The organism is Pseudomonas sp. RGM 3321 (genome assembly GCF_022836805.1).
In the GTDB taxonomy this organism is placed as follows: Bacteria; Pseudomonadota; Gammaproteobacteria; order Pseudomonadales; family Pseudomonadaceae; genus Aquipseudomonas.
The window spans coordinates 1-16,552 of record NZ_JALHBH010000082.1; the positions used below are offsets into that span (position 1 = coordinate 1).

General features: G+C 59.4%; 17 protein-coding genes and 1 pseudogene. 9 read left to right on the plus strand and 9 right to left on the minus strand.

Annotation, left to right across the window (positions count from 1 at the left end):
- A pseudogene (locus RGM3321_RS01950) lies at positions 1-97 on the plus strand (IS110 family transposase); the annotation flags it as partial.
- Positions 98-323: 226 nt separating this feature from the next.
- Here the strand turns inward: RGM3321_RS01950 and rpoH are convergent.
- The 4 genes from rpoH to ftsY form a co-directional block, all read right to left on the minus strand.
- The gene (gene rpoH / locus RGM3321_RS01955) at positions 324-1,178 is read right to left on the minus strand and encodes an RNA polymerase sigma factor RpoH (protein WP_244391308.1); all 855 of its coding nucleotides are present in this window, start codon (positions 1,176-1,178) and stop codon (positions 324-326) included.
- Positions 1,179-1,295: 117 nt separating this feature from the next.
- Positions 1,296-2,330, minus strand: a complete 1,035-nt coding sequence (ftsX, locus tag RGM3321_RS01960; RefSeq protein ID WP_122281760.1) for a permease-like cell division protein FtsX — start codon at positions 2,328-2,330, stop codon at positions 1,296-1,298.
- On the minus strand, positions 2,327-2,998 hold the full coding sequence (gene ftsE, locus RGM3321_RS01965) for a cell division ATP-binding protein FtsE (protein ID WP_002555631.1): 672 nt from the start codon (positions 2,996-2,998) through the stop codon (positions 2,327-2,329). The genes ftsX and ftsE overlap by 4 nt, the downstream gene beginning before the upstream one ends.
- Positions 2,995-4,485: a signal recognition particle-docking protein FtsY gene (ftsY, locus tag RGM3321_RS01970; RefSeq protein ID WP_244391309.1), complete on the minus strand. Its 1,491-nt coding sequence runs from the start codon at positions 4,483-4,485 to the stop codon at positions 2,995-2,997. The genes ftsE and ftsY overlap by 4 nt, the downstream gene beginning before the upstream one ends.
- 256 nt (positions 4,486-4,741) lie before the next feature.
- On the opposite strand from ftsY, the gene RGM3321_RS01975 reads away from it, so the two are divergent.
- The 4 genes from RGM3321_RS01975 to RGM3321_RS01990 all read left to right on the plus strand — a co-directional run bounded on the left by RGM3321_RS01975 (position 4,742) and on the right by RGM3321_RS01990 (position 9,596).
- Entirely contained in the window at positions 4,742-6,094 is a 1,353-nt protein-coding gene (locus tag RGM3321_RS01975) for a pitrilysin family protein (RefSeq protein ID WP_244391310.1), read from the plus strand.
- Positions 6,091-7,581, plus strand: a complete 1,491-nt coding sequence (locus RGM3321_RS01980) for a pitrilysin family protein (protein ID WP_244391312.1) — start codon at positions 6,091-6,093, stop codon at positions 7,579-7,581. The genes RGM3321_RS01975 and RGM3321_RS01980 overlap by 4 nt, the downstream gene beginning before the upstream one ends.
- Positions 7,581-8,165, plus strand: coding sequence for a 16S rRNA (guanine(966)-N(2))-methyltransferase RsmD (gene rsmD / locus RGM3321_RS01985; protein ID WP_244391317.1), 585 nt, complete (start codon positions 7,581-7,583; stop codon positions 8,163-8,165). The genes RGM3321_RS01980 and rsmD overlap by 1 nt, the downstream gene beginning before the upstream one ends.
- Before the next feature lie 405 nt (positions 8,166-8,570).
- Positions 8,571-9,596, plus strand: coding sequence for a hydrolase (locus RGM3321_RS01990; RefSeq protein WP_244391319.1), 1,026 nt, complete (start codon positions 8,571-8,573; stop codon positions 9,594-9,596).
- A gap of 16 nt (positions 9,597-9,612) precedes the next feature.
- Here the strand turns inward: RGM3321_RS01990 and RGM3321_RS01995 are convergent, their stop codons facing one another.
- Together RGM3321_RS01995 and RGM3321_RS02000 are read right to left on the minus strand one after the other, a co-directional pair.
- Positions 9,613-10,470: a sulfurtransferase gene (locus RGM3321_RS01995; RefSeq protein ID WP_244391320.1), complete on the minus strand. Its 858-nt coding sequence runs from the start codon at positions 10,468-10,470 to the stop codon at positions 9,613-9,615.
- Positions 10,471-10,524: 54 nt separating this feature from the next.
- Positions 10,525-11,187 carry a TetR/AcrR family transcriptional regulator gene (locus RGM3321_RS02000; protein WP_244391321.1) on the minus strand — a complete coding sequence of 221 codons (663 nt, stop codon included), beginning with the start codon at positions 11,185-11,187 and terminating at the stop codon, positions 10,525-10,527.
- Between the two features lie 314 nt (positions 11,188-11,501).
- Between RGM3321_RS02000 and coaD the strand changes: the two genes are divergently transcribed.
- Positions 11,502-11,981 (plus strand): pantetheine-phosphate adenylyltransferase, encoded by a 480-nt coding sequence (gene coaD / locus RGM3321_RS02005; protein ID WP_002555639.1) that lies wholly within the window; start codon positions 11,502-11,504, stop codon positions 11,979-11,981.
- 98 nt (positions 11,982-12,079) lie between these two features.
- Positions 12,080-12,331 (plus strand): YfhL family 4Fe-4S dicluster ferredoxin, encoded by a 252-nt coding sequence (locus RGM3321_RS02010; protein ID WP_003316325.1) that lies wholly within the window; start codon positions 12,080-12,082, stop codon positions 12,329-12,331.
- Positions 12,332-12,339: 8 nt separating this feature from the next.
- Here the strand turns inward: RGM3321_RS02010 and RGM3321_RS02015 are convergent, their stop codons facing one another.
- The 3 genes from RGM3321_RS02015 to RGM3321_RS02025 form a co-directional block, all read right to left on the minus strand.
- Entirely contained in the window at positions 12,340-12,678 is a 339-nt protein-coding gene (locus RGM3321_RS02015; protein ID WP_004663352.1) for a hypothetical protein, read from the minus strand.
- 98 nt (positions 12,679-12,776) lie between these two features.
- Complete coding sequence (mutM, locus tag RGM3321_RS02020) at positions 12,777-13,589, minus strand: bifunctional DNA-formamidopyrimidine glycosylase/DNA-(apurinic or apyrimidinic site) lyase (protein ID WP_244391322.1); 813 nt, start codon at positions 13,587-13,589, stop codon at positions 12,777-12,779.
- Positions 13,590-13,631: 42 nt separating this feature from the next.
- The gene (locus tag RGM3321_RS02025; protein ID WP_172680529.1) at positions 13,632-14,444 is read right to left on the minus strand and encodes an HDOD domain-containing protein; all 813 of its coding nucleotides are present in this window, start codon (positions 14,442-14,444) and stop codon (positions 13,632-13,634) included.
- A gap of 238 nt (positions 14,445-14,682) precedes the next feature.
- On the opposite strand from RGM3321_RS02025, the gene RGM3321_RS02030 reads away from it, so the two are divergent.
- Together RGM3321_RS02030 and RGM3321_RS02035 are read left to right on the plus strand one after the other, a co-directional pair.
- Positions 14,683-15,222, plus strand: coding sequence for a type 1 glutamine amidotransferase domain-containing protein (locus RGM3321_RS02030; RefSeq protein ID WP_244391323.1), 540 nt, complete (start codon positions 14,683-14,685; stop codon positions 15,220-15,222).
- An 81-nt stretch (positions 15,223-15,303) separates the two neighbouring features.
- Positions 15,304-16,500, plus strand: coding sequence for a class I SAM-dependent rRNA methyltransferase (locus tag RGM3321_RS02035; RefSeq protein ID WP_005744093.1), 1,197 nt, complete (start codon positions 15,304-15,306; stop codon positions 16,498-16,500).
- Positions 16,501-16,552: the final 52 nt, after the last annotated feature.

Consider the following 16,552-nt stretch of genomic DNA (forward strand, 5'->3'; position numbering starts at 1 on the left):
TACAACTCAAGCGCTGGTCATGCTCGCCCGAAAGTTAGCTCGAGTAGTCTTCGCTCTGTTAAAGAACCAGAGCGAATATCAAACAAAAGTGGCTTGAGGGCTTTCCCAAAACCATAGAATCTCCTACGTTTGGGCATGGGAGCCGGATGGCTTTTGTAGGAGCGAACTTGTTCGCGAAAGCTTTGTTTTCAACGCCAAATCTTCTGCGACTGTACGGGCCCTTTCGCGAACAAGTTCGCTCCTACGCTCGAGCACAGGCACAGGCTGATACACAAACAAAAACGCCCCGATCATCTCGGGGCGTTTTTCGTCGCCGGGTAGCCTTACGCGGCGATCGACGTCTTGAGCTTGTTCATCGCGCTTTTTTCCAGCTGACGAATACGCTCGGCGGAGACGTTGTACTTCTGCGCCAGATCGTGCAGCGTGGCTTTTTCTTCTGCCAGCCAGCGCTGGTAGAGGATGTCGCGGCTGCGTTCGTCCAGCACGTCCAGCGCCTGATGCAGATTGGCGGTGGAGTTGTCGGCCCAGTCGGAATCTTCCAGTTGCCGCGCCGGGTCGTAACGGTGGTCTTCCAGATAATTGGCCGGCGACTGGAACGCGCTGTCGTCATCCGCTTCGGCGGCCGGGTCAAAGGCCATGTCATGGCCGGTCAGACGGCTTTCCATCTCCCGCACTTCACGCGGTTCGACGCCCAGGCTTTCCGCGACGCGATGCACCTCGTCGTTGTTCAGCCAGGCCAGACGCTTCTTCTGGCTGCGCAGGTTGAAGAACAGCTTGCGCTGCGCCTTTGTGGTGGCGACCTTGACGATGCGCCAGTTACGCAGGATGAACTCGTGAATCTCGGCCTTGATCCAGTGCACGGCAAAGGACACCAGACGCACGCCCATTTCGGGGTTGAAACGCTTCACGGCCTTCATCAGACCAACGTTACCTTCCTGAATCAGGTCAGCCTGAGCCAGACCGTAACCCGAATAACTGCGCGCGATGTGCACGACAAAGCGCAGGTGGGCGAGGACCATTTGTCGGGCCGCGTCCAGATCCTGCTCATAGTAGAGACTCTCAGCCAGTTCACGCTCCTGCTCGGGCGTCAGCAAGGGAATGCTGTTGACCGTGTGCACATAGGCCTCAAGGTTCGCACCCGGGACTAAAGCATAAGCAGGTTGCAAAGAAGTGGTCATACGAAAAAACCTCCAGCGCACAGGTTATGTGCAGTTCAGCAATAGCCAGATTGACCCGGAACCGCTAACCAAGTTCCTTGATTTTCAGAAGCCAGTCTGGTGAACAAAAATTTGCCTCTAACGGGGCGCCAGCTCACGCAAGTGACGAGCGACCGCAATCCAGGCACCGATATACCCTAACAGAACAGCTCCAAGCAAGAGCGAAAGACCATCACCCATCGGAACACCTGCCAGCGCAAAGTCGCTTCCATAGAGACCTGCCAGCCCGACGACCGCACCGTTCAGCCAGTTCAGGCCATAAGCCAGAACGCCCCAGGACAGGATACCTGCCCCGAAACCGTACAGCGCGCCCATATAAAGGAAGGGTCTGCGCACGTAGCTGTCAGTACCACCCACCAGCTTGATGACTTCGATTTCGATGCGGCGGTTTTCAATATGTAGACGAATTGTGTTACCAATTACTAACAGCAAAGCCGAGACCAGCAAAACCGTCAAGCCGAAAACGAACCGGTCCCCCAGCTTGAGGATCGCGGCCAGCCTTTCGACCCAGACCAGGTCCAGCTGCGCCTGCTCGACTTTAGGCAGTTCTGCCAAGCGCGTGCGCAAGGCTTCCAGCGCAGGTTTGTCCACTTCATCCGGCGTTACCAGCACCACACCCGGAAGCGGGTTCTCTGGCAATTCCTTTAGCGCCTCGCCCAGACCAGACTGCTGCTTGAACTCGCCCAATGCCTGCTCGCTACTGATGTACTCGGCATCTGCCACGCCGGGCATCGACTTGATTTCATCACGCAAGCGAGTGCCATCAGCGGTGCTGGCATCCAGCTTCAGGTAGATGGAAATCTGTGCCGCGCGCTGCCACGAACCACCCAGACGCTCGACATTGCTCAGTAGCAATGACAGGCCCATCGGCAGGCTCAAGGCAATCGCCATCACCAGACAGGTAAAGAAACTGCCAATCGGTTGTTTTCCCAGACGTCGCAGGCTGTCCAGCAGGCTGGAGCGATGGCTTTCCAGCCACGCCGACAACAACGCACTGAAATCCGGGCCGTCATCATCATGGTCGTGACGCTGCTTTTTCTTTTTCGGCGGCACTGGATCGGCGGCCTTGGGCGCAACGCGTTCGGAAACCTTGGGGCTGCGTGTAGCACTCATACTCCGGCCTCCCCGTCACCGATCAGACGACCGCGCTGCAGGGTCAACATGCGATGGCGCATGCGGGCAATCAATGCAAGGTCGTGACTGGCAATCAGCACACTGGTCCCCAGTCGGTTGATATCTTCAAACACGCCCATGATTTCCGCCGCCAGACGCGGGTCGAGGTTACCGGTCGGTTCATCGGCCAGCAGCAAGGCCGGGCGATGGACAATGGCGCGGGCAATCCCGACGCGCTGTTGCTGACCGGTGGACAGGTCGCCGGGGTACAGCTCGGCCTTGTCGGACAGCGCCACACGCTCAAGCGCCGAGTCGACCCGCTTGGCAATCTCGGGCTTGGACAGGCCAAGGATCTGCAAGGGCAACGCAATGTTGTTGAACACCGTGCGATCGAACAGCAACTGGTGATTCTGGAACACTACGCCGATCTGACGACGCAGAAACGGGATCTGTGCGTTGCTGATTTGCCCAAGGTCCTGGCCGGCCAGCATCAGTTTGCCGGTGGTTGGACGCTCCATGGCCAGCAACAGGCGTAACAGCGTGCTTTTGCCGGCACCGGAATGACCAGTGACGAACAAAAACTCGCCGCGGCGTACTCGAAAGCTCAGTTCATGCAACCCGACATGTCCATTCGGGTAGCGCTTACCGACCTGCTCGAATCGAATCATGGACGCTCCCGCTCCGCAAACAGTGCCTGAACAAAGGGTTCGGCCTCGAAGGTACGCAAGTCATCGATACCTTCACCGACGCCGATATAGCGAATCGGCAAGCCGAACTGCTTGGCCAGGGCGAAAATAACGCCGCCTTTGGCTGTGCCATCCAGCTTGGTAAGCGCCAGCCCGGTCAACGTGACCGTCTGGTTGAATTGTTTGGCCTGATTGATAGCGTTCTGCCCGGTACCTGCATCAAGAACCAACAGAACCTCGTGAGGGGCATCCGCGTCCAGCTTGCCGATCACCCGGCGAACCTTCTTCAACTCCTCCATCAGGTTGTCCTTGGTGTGCAGGCGACCGGCGGTGTCGGCGATCAACACATCAATGCCACGGGCCTTGGCGGCCTGCACGGCATCGAAAATCACCGAGGCGGAATCGGCACCGGTGTGCTGGGCGATCACCGGGATGTGGTTGCGCTCACCCCAGACCTGCAACTGCTCGACGGCCGCAGCGCGGAAGGTGTCACCCGCTGCCAGCATGACTTTCTTGCCTTCCAGTTGCAGCTTCTTGGCCAGCTTGCCGATGGTCGTGGTCTTGCCCGCGCCATTGACGCCGACCACCAGAATTACGAACGGCTTGTGTTCTGCCTTGATCACCAGCGGTTGCTCGACAGGCTTGAGCATCGCGGCCAGTTCGCCCTGCAATGAGGTGTACAAGGCCTGGGCGTCGGTCAATTGCTTGCGGGCGACTTTCTGGGTCAGGCTCTGAATGATGACCGATGTCGCCTCAACGCCGACATCGGCGGTCAGCAGACGGGTTTCAATTTCTTCCAGCAGGTCATCATCGATGGCTTTCTTGCCCAGGAACAGGCTGGCCATGCCTTCGCCAATGCTGGCGCTGGTTTTCGACAGCCCCTGCTTCAGGCGAGCAAAGAAGCCGACCTTGCCGGTTTCAGGCTCTTGTACCGGAGCAGGGGCCAGAGCAGGAACCACTTGCGGAACAGGCGCTACCGGTTGTGGCACAGCCTGCGCTACGACGGGTTCTGGTTCTGGAACAGGCTGCACCAGCAGCGGCTCGGGAACACTCAGCGGCACGATATCTGCCACAGGTTCCGCTGCGACCGGCTCGGGCACGGCATGAGCCTGATTTTGCTCTGGGATTGGCGGGGTGATGTGCGGCTCGCGCTCGTCACTCAGTGCCACGGGCTCTTCGGTTACCGGCAAGGTCAGCCACGGCTGAGGCGACGGCGCACCTGGCTCAACGTGACCTTGCTGCGAATGCGCAGCCGGTTCGACGATGCTCTCGGGTACAGATTGCGAGGCAACAGGAGGCTCAACCTGCGGCGTGGTCACAACCGGGTCGTGGACCGGATCGGGTTGCGTCGGGGATGATTCTTGTGGCGCTGGCTCGGCTTGCTGCGGTTTCTTGCGCAGCCATCCGAACAGGCCTTTCTTCTCTCCAGCCTCGGCTGGGGTCTTCTTGTCGTCGTTGGAACCAAACATGGAGGACGGCTATCTCAAGGTTGCGGGGCGCCAGAGGGCGACCCGGAAAAATTCTGACATGCAAAACAGACTGCGTTTAGGACTTCTTGTTCACTCAACGGCCGCTTGAAGCGCTACCTTTACCTGCGTTTCAGACAGGTTTCACTCGCAATCGGCCAGTGAAGGCTGTCTCTGAAGCAAACGGATCAGTATCCTAACACCCCCGCGCCCGCCGACGCTAAGTTCACGCGGGCCGTCCTACAGGTTCAAACTACGAATGAATGCTCTAGCCCGCCGCGCCGCAGGCCTGCTGCTCAGCACAATTTGTCTGCCCTTGACAGCATTGGCTGCTGATCCGCAACCGACCCATGAATTTACCCTGGACAACGGCCTGAAGGTTGTCGTCCGCGAAGATCACCGCGCTCCGGTGGTGGTTTCCCAGATCTGGTACAAGGTCGGCTCCAGCTACGAAACACCCGGCCAGACCGGCCTGTCCCATGCGCTCGAACACATGATGTTCAAGGGCAGCAGCAAGACCGGGCCGGGTGAATCCTCGCTGATTCTGCGCGATCTGGGCGCTGAAGAGAATGCGTTCACCAGCGATGACTATACCGCCTACTATCAGGTCCTGGCCCGCGATCGCCTGAGCGTCGCGCTGGAACTGGAAGCCGATCGCATGGCAACCCTGAAATTGCCCGCCGACGAGTTCAGCCGCGAGATCGAAGTCATCAAGGAAGAGCGCCGCCTGCGCACCGATGACAAGCCGATGGGCAAGGCGTTCGAGCGTTTCAAGGCGATGGCCTACCCTGCCAGCGGCTATCACACGCCGACCATTGGCTGGATGGCGGACCTGGAGCGCATGAAGGTTGAAGAGCTGCGCCACTGGTACGAATCCTGGTATGCGCCGAACAACGCCACGCTGGTGGTGGTTGGCGATGTGCAGCCGGACGAGGTCAAAGCCCTGGCAGAGCGTTTCTTCGGCCCGATCCCGCGCCGCGACGTGCCGCCCTCGAAAAAACCGCTGGAACTGGCCGAGCCGGGCGAGCGCAAGATCACTCTGCACGTCAAAACCCAATTGCCCAGCCTGATTTACGGCTTCAACGTGCCAAGCGTTGCGACCGCTGAAGACCCACGTTCGGCGAATGCCCTGCGCCTGATTGCAGCACTGCTCGACGGTGGTTACAGCGCACGCATTCCCGCACGCCTGGAACGTGGCGAAGAGCTGGTCTCCGGTGCCTCGTCGCGTTACGACGCGTTCGCTCGCGGCGACAGCCTGTTCATGATCAGCGCCACACCCAACCAGCAGAAGAAGAAAACCCTGGCCGATGTGGAAGCCGGGATCTGGCGCCTGCTCGATGAGCTGAAAACCAAGGCACCGTCCGCCGAAGAACTGGAGCGCGTTCGGGCTCAGGTCATTGCGGGCGTGGTTTACGAGCGCGACTCGATTACCAGCCAGGCGACCATGATCGGCGAGCTTGAAACCGTCGGCCTGTCCTGGAAGCTGATGGACAATGAGCTGGAAGCCCTGCAGAGCGTGACCCCGCAGGACATTCAGAAAGCAGCCAACACCTATTTCACCCGTGAGCGCCTAAGCGTTGCGCACGTTCTGCCTGAGGAGAAAGCCAAATGATCACGCGCAATGCTCCACGTCATGCGCTGCTTGGCCTGATCCTGGCCGGTTCGCTCGGTGCCTTTTTCGTACTGCCGGCCCTGGCCGACGACGCCCCTGCCGAGCAGGGCCAGGCCGCTCCCGCGCTGGGCAGCAGCCTGCAGACCCTCAAGGAACTGGACGGCAAGGCTCCGGCCCGTCGCGCCCTGAATATCCAGACCTGGAATACCGCCGAGGGTGCCAGGGTCCTGTTCGTGGAATCGCGTGAGTTGCCGATGTTCGACATGCGCCTGACATTTGCCGCAGGCAGCAGCCAGGACCAGAAATCGCCCGGCATTGCCCTGTTGACCAATGCCATGCTCAATGAGGGCGTCAAAGGCAAGGACGTCAACGCCATCGCTCAGGGCTTCGAAGGCCTGGGAGCGGATTTCAGCAACGGTTCCTACCGTGACATGGCGGTCACGTCCTTGCGCAGCCTGAGTACTGCCGACAAGCGCGACCCGGCCCTGAAGCTGTTCAGCGAAGTCGTGGGCAAGCCCACCTTCCCTGCCGATTCTCTGGCCCGTATCAAAAACCAGTTGATCGCGAGCTTCGAGAGTCAGAAACAGAACCCCGGCGCTATCGCCAGCAAGGAACTGTTCAACCGTCTGTACGGCGACCATCCCTACGCTCACCCGAGCGAAGGCGACGCAAAAAGCATCAATGCCATTACCCTGGCCCAGCTCAAGGCCTTCCACGCCAAAGGCTATGCGGCAGGCAATGCGGTGATTGCTCTGGTAGGCGATCTGTCGCGAGACGAAGCGCAAGCCGTCGCGGCGCAGGTTTCCGCTTCGCTGCCCAAAGGTCCGGCGCTGGCGAAGGTCGCTGATCCAGTTGAGCCGAAGGCAGGCACCACGCATATCGAATTCGCGTCCAACCAGACCCACCTGATGCTCGCGCAACTGGGCATTGACCGTAACGACCCGGATTACGCGGCGCTGACCGTTGGTAACTCGGTACTGGGTGGTGGCGGTTTCGGCAGCCGACTGATGACCGAAGTGCGGGAAAAACGCGGCCTGACCTACGGTGTATCGTCAGGCTTCACCGCCATGCAGGTTGCCGGACCGTTCATGATCGGCCTGCAGACGCGTGCAGAAATGAGCGAAAACACCCTCAAGCTGGTGCAGGACATCGTTCGCGACTTCCTCGCCAACGGCCCGACCCAGAAAGAAGTCGACGATGTGAAACGCGAACTGACCGGCAGCTTCCCGCTCACCGCAGCCAGCAATTCGGCCATCGTGGGCCAGCTAGGTGCGATCGGCTTCTACAATCTGCCGCTGACCTACCTTGAGGACTACATGGCAGCCGCCCAGAGCGTGACCGTCGAACAGGTGAAAGCTGCGATGAGCAAGCACCTGAGTGCCGATAAAATGGTCATTGTTACCGTTGGCCCGACCGTGGAGCAAAAGCCACTGCCAGCGCCGACCGACAAACCCACCCGCCAGCCTGTAGGGGTCCCGGAACACTGATGGCCAATCCACGTCCGAAGGGCCACAACGGCCTGGGTCAGTTGCGTATCATCGGCGGAGAATGGGGCAGTCGTCGCCTGACCTTCCCCGACGCCCCCGGCCTGCGCCCGACGCCTGATCGCGTGCGCGAAACCCTGTTCAACTGGCTGGCGCCCTACATCGCAGGTGCCAGGGTGCTGGACGTTTTCACCGGCAGCGGCGCACTGTATTTCGAAGCCCTGTCCCGTGGCGCCAGCATGGGCCTGGCGCTGGACAGCAACGCGGCGGCCATCGCCAGCCTGCGCCAGAACCTCAACGCACTGAACTGCACCAGCGGCCAGGTCTCCCAGACCGACGCCCTGCGCCATCTGGAAACCGCCACGGCATCGCCCTTCGACGTGGTTTTCCTCGACCCGCCCTTCCATCAAAGCCTGCTGGCTTCAGCCTGCAACCTGCTGGAAAGCCACGGCTGGCTGGCCGACACCGCCTGGATCTACACCGAAAGCGAAACCCCGCCATCAACCACCGGTTTGCCGGGCAGCTGGCGATTGCACCGCGAGAAAAAGGCCGGGCAGGTGTATTACGCGTTGTGGCAGCGGGGCTAGGGCTGACAGCTCACGTATCAGTGCTCCGCGCTTGGCATGCAGCTCTGAAAGTTCCGCGTCCTGTTGACGACGCATAGCGTCATGAAAGGCATTCCCACCCTGGAGCAACTACAACTATCGTGCGACGCTCCGCGTCGCATGCAGTTCTGGGCGCTCCGCGTCCTCTTGACGACGCAGAGCGTCGTGAAAGGCATTCCCACGCTGGAGCGTGCGGAACGATAACCTCGACTATCGTGCGACGCTCGGCGTCGGCATGCCGTTCTGGACGCTGTGCGTACTCTTTTGCGATGCAGAGCGTCACGAAACGCATTTCTATACGCAACGACACCGTCAAGCCACTTACATCCCAGGCCACTTAATGGCAACGTACAGCTTCAGTCACTGCACCGATCGTTGAGCAAGCACGTGTCCACACGCCCTACCTTTCTATCCCATGCCAATCCATTCGTCCCGGCCGCAGGCATGGGCAATCCGCATTTGCAGACGCTGTGGGGGCCGCTGCTGCGCAAGCCGACGCTGCTGGCGCGCACTCGCGAGCGGTTGTGGTTGAAGGATGGGGATTTTCTGGACATGGACTGGCATGGTCCGGATGAGCCCGATAAACCCCTGGTTCTTGTACTGCACGGCCTGACCGGGTCGTCCAATTCGCCGTATGTAGCCGGTCTGCAAAAGGCCATGGCGGCGCAGGGATGGCCCAGTGTGGCGCTGAACTGGCGCGGGTGCTCGGGAGAGCCGAACCTGCTGTCACGCAGTTATCATTCCGGCGCGAGCGAGGATCTGGCCGAGGTGATCGCTCATTTGCGTTCGCTGCGGCCATTGGCTCCGATTTATGCGGCGGGGTATTCGCTGGGCGGCAATGTGTTGCTCAAGTACCTGGGGGAGTCCGGCGCCAGCAGTGATCTTCGGGGCGCGGTGGCGGTGTCAGTGCCGTTTCGGCTGGACGAATGCGCCAACCGCATCGGCCAAGGGTTCTCCAGGGTTTATCAACGACACTTCATGCGCGAAATGCTGGCGTATATCCGTGACAAACAGTATCGCTTCCAGCATGAAGGCATCAGCGAGGGGCTGGCCGAACTCGCCGCGCTGGGCTCACTGGAAAACATGCGAACGTTCTGGGACTTCGATGGACGGGTGACTGCACCGCTGCATGGTTTTACCGACGCCACGGATTACTACCGCAGGGCATCCAGCCGCTACTATCTGGGTCAGATTCAGACGCCGACACTGATCATCCAGTCCAGCGACGACCCGTTCGTGTTCCCCCACAGCCTCCCCGAACCGAGCGAGCTGTCGTCCTGCACCGAGTTTGAGCTACACGCCAGAGGCGGGCATGTCGGTTTCGTCGACGGCTCGCTGCGCAATCCGGGCTATTACCTTGAGCGCCGCATCCCGCTATGGCTAAGCGCTGCACATCAGCGCGAAAACGCCTGATCAGGCTGACGACGGATCAAGCGGCGCCAGTGGCAATTTCATGCTCAGGATCGTTGATCCACTCACTCCACGAGCCCGCATAAAGCGTTGCCAACGGGTATCCGGCAAGGCACAGGGCGAACAGGTTATGGCAGGCCGTGACGCCTGATCCGCAGTAGGACACCAGACTTTCCGGCGGACGACCCTGCAGTTTTTCAGCGAAACGCTTCCTGAGCTGCTCATGTGGCAAAAAGCGTCCATCCGGCCCGAGGTTATCGGTGCAGGCCGCACACTGGGCACCGGGAATGTGCCCGGCTACGGGGTCCAGAGGCTCTACGTCACCTCGAAAGCGCGCTTCGGCGCGGGCGTCGATCAAGGTCATTTCCGGGCGACCGAGGCGGCCATGCAGGCGACTGCCGCTGAGCACCATCGACATGTCCGGCTCACCGCTGAAACTGCCCGGTTCACGATTCGGCGCGTCGAGGCTCAACGGCAGCCCAGCAGCGTGCCAGGCTTTCAGCCCGCCATCGAGCAGGTAAACACCTTCGCGTTTGCCCATCCAGGCCAGCAACCACCAGGCGCGCGCGGCATACATTCCTGGTCCGTCGTCGTACAGCACGACATCGCTGTCAGCATTGATGCCCCATGCCTGAAAACACTGTAACAAGGCGTCGGGCTCCGGCAGCGGGTGGCGGCCTGTTTTGCCTTTGATCACGGGCCCGCTGAGGTCGCGCTTCAGATCGGCAAAGGACGCGCCCTCGATACGCCCCTGGGCGTAACTGCGCTGACCGTAATCGGAATCTTCGAGCGCATAACGGCAATCGAGAATCACCAGACCCGGGGTTTTCTGTCGTGCAGCCAGTTGCTCGGGGCTGATCAGTTGCGCAATGGACATGACACACTCCTGTGGCAGAGAACCGACAAGCGGGTCGCTCATCGGCTCTGAATTTCACATCAGAACCTCAGGCAACGGCGAATGAAACGTTTCGCACAGCGTGTCGAACGCTTCGCGAGCCTGAGGCGCGACAAACACAGATTCGAGCATAAGTACCTGATAGACGCCACGTCGAATCGCCGATTCGTTCAACTCTGTAGAGTTTTCCCGGTTGGTGCACAGAAAGCGCACCCACGACGTCAGAACGATCCAGGTGTTGAGGCTGGTCCACTCGATCTGCGATTCATCCATTTTCAGGATGCCGGCCTTGATGAACCCTCGATAGATGGTCATCGCCTGCATCAGGCAGCGATACGAAAAGCGCCGGTAACGCCTCGCCAGCTCCGTATCCGACGTCAACAGGTGCTCAAGGTCGCGGTGCAGAAAACGATAGCGCCACATGGCGCCCATTATCGCCAGAAAATAATCGCGCTTGTCCTCGATGGTCGGCGGGCGGTCGGCAGGCAGGGTCAGAAAACTGCCCACCAGCGTTTCGTACTCGGTGAACAGCTCGGCAATGATTACCTGCTTGTTGGCGAAGTGGTAATAGAGATTGCCGGGCGAGATTTCCATATGCGCAGCAATGTGATTGGTGGTCACGCTTCGTTCGCCCTGCTGATTGAACAGCTCCAGACTGGTTTGCACGATGCGTTCACGGGTGTTGGTACGGGGTGCCATGCGGGCAAGGCCACTCTAATTGCTAATCATATGATGGCAATCTTAGCGCAGGCAGGTGCTGCAATGGTGGCAGAATCGAAGCAGTGACAGTGGCGGGTCGACGCAGGCAAGTTGAACACACCGTGTCTTCGCCATTTGCTACGCGTCGAACATTATCCCCATTGCAGTAAATAGCCCCAAAATCGTGGGTTTGGTCTGAAACATGGCCGATAATCGGCGCAATACGACGCTTGGCGCCTGTCACACAGCTTGGCCCATCGGGAAGGCTGCGATACCATCCGAGTCCCACAACGGACTCCGACCAGGACGACGCGATGAACCGAGTGTTGTACCCAGGCACCTTCGACCCGATTACCAAGGGCCATGGAGATTTGGTCGAGCGCGCCTCGCGGCTGTTCGACCACGTGGTCATTGCGGTTGCCGCCAGCCCGAAGAAAAACCCGCTGTTTCCTCTGGAACAACGTGTCGAACTGGCCCGCGAAGTCACCAAACACCTGCCTAACGTAGAAGTTGTCGGCTTTTCGACGCTGCTCGCGCATTTTGCCAAGGAACAGAATGCCAACGTCTTCCTGCGCGGCCTTCGCGCAGTGTCGGACTTTGAGTACGAGTTTCAGTTGGCCAACATGAATCGTCAGCTGGCACCGGACGTCGAAAGCCTGTTCCTCACGCCTTCAGAGCGCTACTCGTTCATTTCCTCGACGTTGGTACGTGAAATCGCGGCGTTGGGCGGTGATATCACCAAATTCGTTCATCCTGCTGTCGCTCAGGCGCTGACCGAACGCTTCAAGCGCTAGACGCACTGCATGTGAAGGTGCATCCCGAAGCCTAATGCGGCACAATTCGCCGCATTGGTTTTAATGTGCCCCGGCGTCGGCCGCGGCAGGAGCAATTCATGTCCCTTATCATCACTGACGATTGCATCAACTGCGACGTCTGCGAACCCGAGTGCCCAAACGAGGCGATTTCACAAGGCGAGGAGATCTACGTGATCAACCCGAACCTGTGCACCGAATGTGTGGGGCACTACGACGAGCCTCAATGCCAGCAGGTTTGCCCGGTCGACTGCATCCCCCTGGATGAAAATCACGTCGAGAGCAAAGAGCAGCTGATGGACAAGTACCGGATCATCACCAGCAAAGCCTGATACAGCCTTTACTGCTGCTTGCCATACCCGTCACCGGTGCAACCCAGGCAACGCACAAAGGCTGCCTTGCCCGGATCGACCACTAGCGCCTTGCCCGTTGCGCCGAGGTTGCCGCCTGCCGCTGCAAAAGGCGCAGCAATCACGAACAGCCCTGTACCGATGACCGTTGCCGCGATCAACAGCGGTCGGGCGATCAGCAGATCGCCGATCATCGCGAACGCTGGCGGGTTCTGAATGGTGTAGACCGGATCGCCGCTGCCTGTGGAGACATCGGCGGCAATCGCAGGCAGTGCCTGCAGGCCGACAAACAGCGCCAGCGTGGCAGCAAGAATACGAAACGGGCTCATGGCTTGGTCCTTCAGGCATAGCAAATAATTAAGGTGCCATCACTATAAACAGGGGTGCAGCTTAAGCAAGTGGCCTCACGCTCTGCGCCTCTGGAATTTCAGCGCTGGCATTTTGGGCAGTAAACACTGGCGCGCTGGCCCAGCTTGATTTCACGCAACGCTGTACCGCAGACCTTGCATGGCTGGCCGCCACGCCCGTAGACAAATAATTCCTGCTGGAAATACCCCGGCTTACCGTCGCCGCCGATGAAGTCACGCAGGGTGGTGCCGCCGCGCTCTATAGCGTAGGCCAGAATGCGCTTGATCTCGATGGCGAGCTTGAGATAACGCGCCCGTGAGACTCCTCCAGCTTCGCGCCGCGGGTCGATACCCGCCGCGAACAGTGCTTCGGTCGCGTAGATATTGCCCACCCCGACCACCACGGCGTTGTCCATGACAAACGGTTTGACCGCAATCGACTTGCCGCGCGAGCGCTCGTAAAGGCGCTCACCGTCGAACAGATCGGTCAGCGGCTCCGGCCCCAGACGAATCAACAATTCGTGGTTATGCGGATCGAGGCTCCAGAGCATCGCACCGAATCGACGCGGGTCGGTATAGCGCAAGGCCAGCCCGGACTCCAGTTCGATATCGACATGCTCGTGCTTGAGCGCCGGAAGCCCGGCCTCGACAAGGCGCAGATTGCCCGACATGCCCAAGTGGCTGATCAGCGTGCCCACTTCGGCCTGAATCAGCAGGTACTTGGCGCGCCGGTCCACCTGCACGATACGCTGCCCGGACATACGGATGTCCAGGTCTTCGGGAATGGGCCAGCGCAAACGGCTGTCGCGCACGATAACGCGGCTGACACGCTGACCTTCAAGATGGGGCGCAATACCGCGACGGGTGGTTTCTACTTCGGGTAATTCAGGCATGGATAACTCGGTTTTACAGGGATTACAAGCCAGCGCACAGGCTCAACGTGCGCCCAGCTCGCGGATGCTTTCCCTCAGGTATTCAAAGTCATATTCGGACAAGCCCACGTAGTCCAGCACCAGCGCACCAATGCATTCCCATTCGTGATCTTCGTCCTGATTGCCCAGCACCTGGTAGGACTGGCAGATGTGCTCGGCCATTTTCAGGGGTGCCAGGAGGTTCTTGAGCGGGGCATTGCGACTGGTATCGTCCTGAAAAATCGCCAATGCGTTGTGATGATTGGCGATCGCGTCAGTCACGTGCGCAGGCAAGCGCCATGACTTGGCCGTGTAATAGCCGACCACCGAGTGATTGGTATCGAACGCGGCGTTTTCAGTATCGACGATGCGACAATCAGGCCCTGCGTTGGCGTAGGCTTCTTCAAGGACCGGCATGTAATTCGGGAAACGCTTGAGCATCAGCGGAATACCGCAGTCATGGAACAGGCCCAATGCGTAGGATTCATCCACAGTCTGCGAGCCGATGCGCTTGGCCAGCGTCAGACTGGTCATTGCGACATCCTGCGCGGTATCCCAGAAGCGGTTGAGCGCGACGATGGTCTCATCGGTCATCTCGCCCCTGATCGACTGCGCGTTGATCAGATTGATCACGGTACGACTGCCCAGCAGATTCACAGCCTTGTCAATCGAGGCAATCTTGTTGGACAGGCCATAGTGCGCAGAGTTGACGATCTTCAGCAGCGCCCCGGACAACCCCGGATCTTGAGCAATCAGCCGCGCAATCACACCCAGGTCCGGATCCGGCATGTACTGCTCCATCTGCAGATCCACCATGATCTGCGGTTGCGGAGGCACACTGATGCCCTGCAACGCTTGCTGGATCTGTTCTGGGCTTAGCTCTTCGGACATAGGAATTTACTCACCATAATGACTGGATTCTGACCCCTTGCGGGGAAACGGTCCATCACCCGAGACGAAGATATTCTCGGAACTTTGCCAAGTGCCAGGCTTCGGACCTTGTGTTGACGGCGTATATAGCGGCCTCAAAACGGCCGCCAGACGCCACCCTGAAAGCCCGACACTGGAGGATCCCATGTCTAAAGCACTGACTGGCAAACGCATCGCAATTCTTGTAACCGACGGTTTCGAACAGGTCGAACTGACCGGTCCGAAAGAAGCGCTGGAGCAAGCAGGTGCCACCGTGGAAATCCTTTCCACCGAAGAAGGCCAGGTCAAAGGCTGGAATCACGACAAGCCTGCCGATGATTTCAAGATCGACCGCACGTTCAAGGCGGCCAACGCCAGCGACTACCACGGCGTGGTTCTGCCAGGCGGCGTACAGAACTCCGACACCATCCGCATAGACACTGACGCGCAGAAGCTCGTCAAGGACATTGAGGGTTCCGGCAAACCAGTGGCGGTTATCTGCCACGGCGGCTGGCTGTTGATATCGGCAGGCCTGGTGAAGGGTAAGACCCTGACCAGCTTCAAGACGCTGAAAGATGACCTGGTCAACGCTGGGGCTAAATGGATTGATCAGGAGGTTGTCACCGACGGCACGTTGATCAGCAGCCGCCAGCCTGATGACATCCCGGCCTTCAACAGCAAATTGATCGAAGCGCTGTCGGCGTAACAGATTGCGATTATTGTAGTCATCCCGGCGCACTACCGGGATGACGCGCTATAATCCCGCTCTTTTTTCAGGAGCGACGTCATGTCCCTGCCTAGCTTGCGCCTCAAAGCCAACGCCGACCGCCGCCTGCGCGCCGGTCACTTGTGGGTCTACAGCAACGAAATCGACGTAGCCGCCACCCCGCTGCATGGTTTTGCAGCCGGTGATCAGGCAATCCTCGAAGCTGCTGGCGGCAAGCCGCTGGGCATCGTCGCCATGAGCCCCAACAACCTGATCTGCGCACGTTTGCTGTCGCGCGATATCAAGCTGCCGCTCGATAAGTCTCTGCTGGTCCATCGCCTGAACGTGGCGCTGTCGCTGCGCGAGCGCCTGTTCGACAAGCCTTTCTACCGCCTGGTCTACGGCGATTCAGACCTGATGCCGGGTCTGGTGGTGGATCGGTTCGGTGACATTCTGGTTGTCCAGCTGGCCTCGGCCACCATGGAAAACCACAAGGAAGACATCATTGCGGCGCTGGTTCAGGTCATCAAGCCAAGCGGCATCCTGTTCAAGAACGACTCAGCCGCTCGCGATGCAGAAGGCCTGAATCGTTACGTCGAAACCGTGTTCGGTCTGGTTCCTGAATGGGTTGCGCTGGAAGAAAACGGCGTGAAGTTCGAAGCACCAGTGATGGCCGGGCAGAAGACCGGCTGGTTCTACGACCATCGCATGAACCGCGCACGCATTGCCCCCTACGTCAAAGGCAAGCGTGTGCTGGACCTGTACAGCTACATCGGTGGCTGGGGAATCCAGGCAGCAGCCTTCGGTGCCAGTGACGTGACCTGCGTCGACGCATCGTCCTTCGCCCTTGATGGCGTGGAGCGCAACGCAGCACTAAATGGCTTCGCAGAAAAAATGACCTGCATCGAAGGTGATGTCTTTGAAGCGCTGAAAGAGCTGAAGGCCGGTGAAGAGCGTTTCGACGTGATCGTTGCCGATCCGCCTGCGTTCATCAAACGCAAGAAAGATATGAAAAACGGCGAAGGCGCTTACCGCCGCCTGAACGAGCAAGCCATGCGCCTGCTCAGCAAGGACGGCATTCTGGTCAGCGCTTCCTGCTCCATGCACCTGCCGGAAGACGACCTGCAAAACATCCTTCTGACCAGCGCCCGCCATCTGGACCGCAACATCCAGCTACTGGAACGCGGCGGCCAAGGCCCGGATCACCCGGTACACCCGGCAATTGCCGAGACGCGCTACATCAAAAGCATTACTTGCCGGTTGCTGCCTAATAGCTGATACCTCCAGCATTGGAATGCAGTACAGGACGCTCTGCCTCGCAAGAGGACGC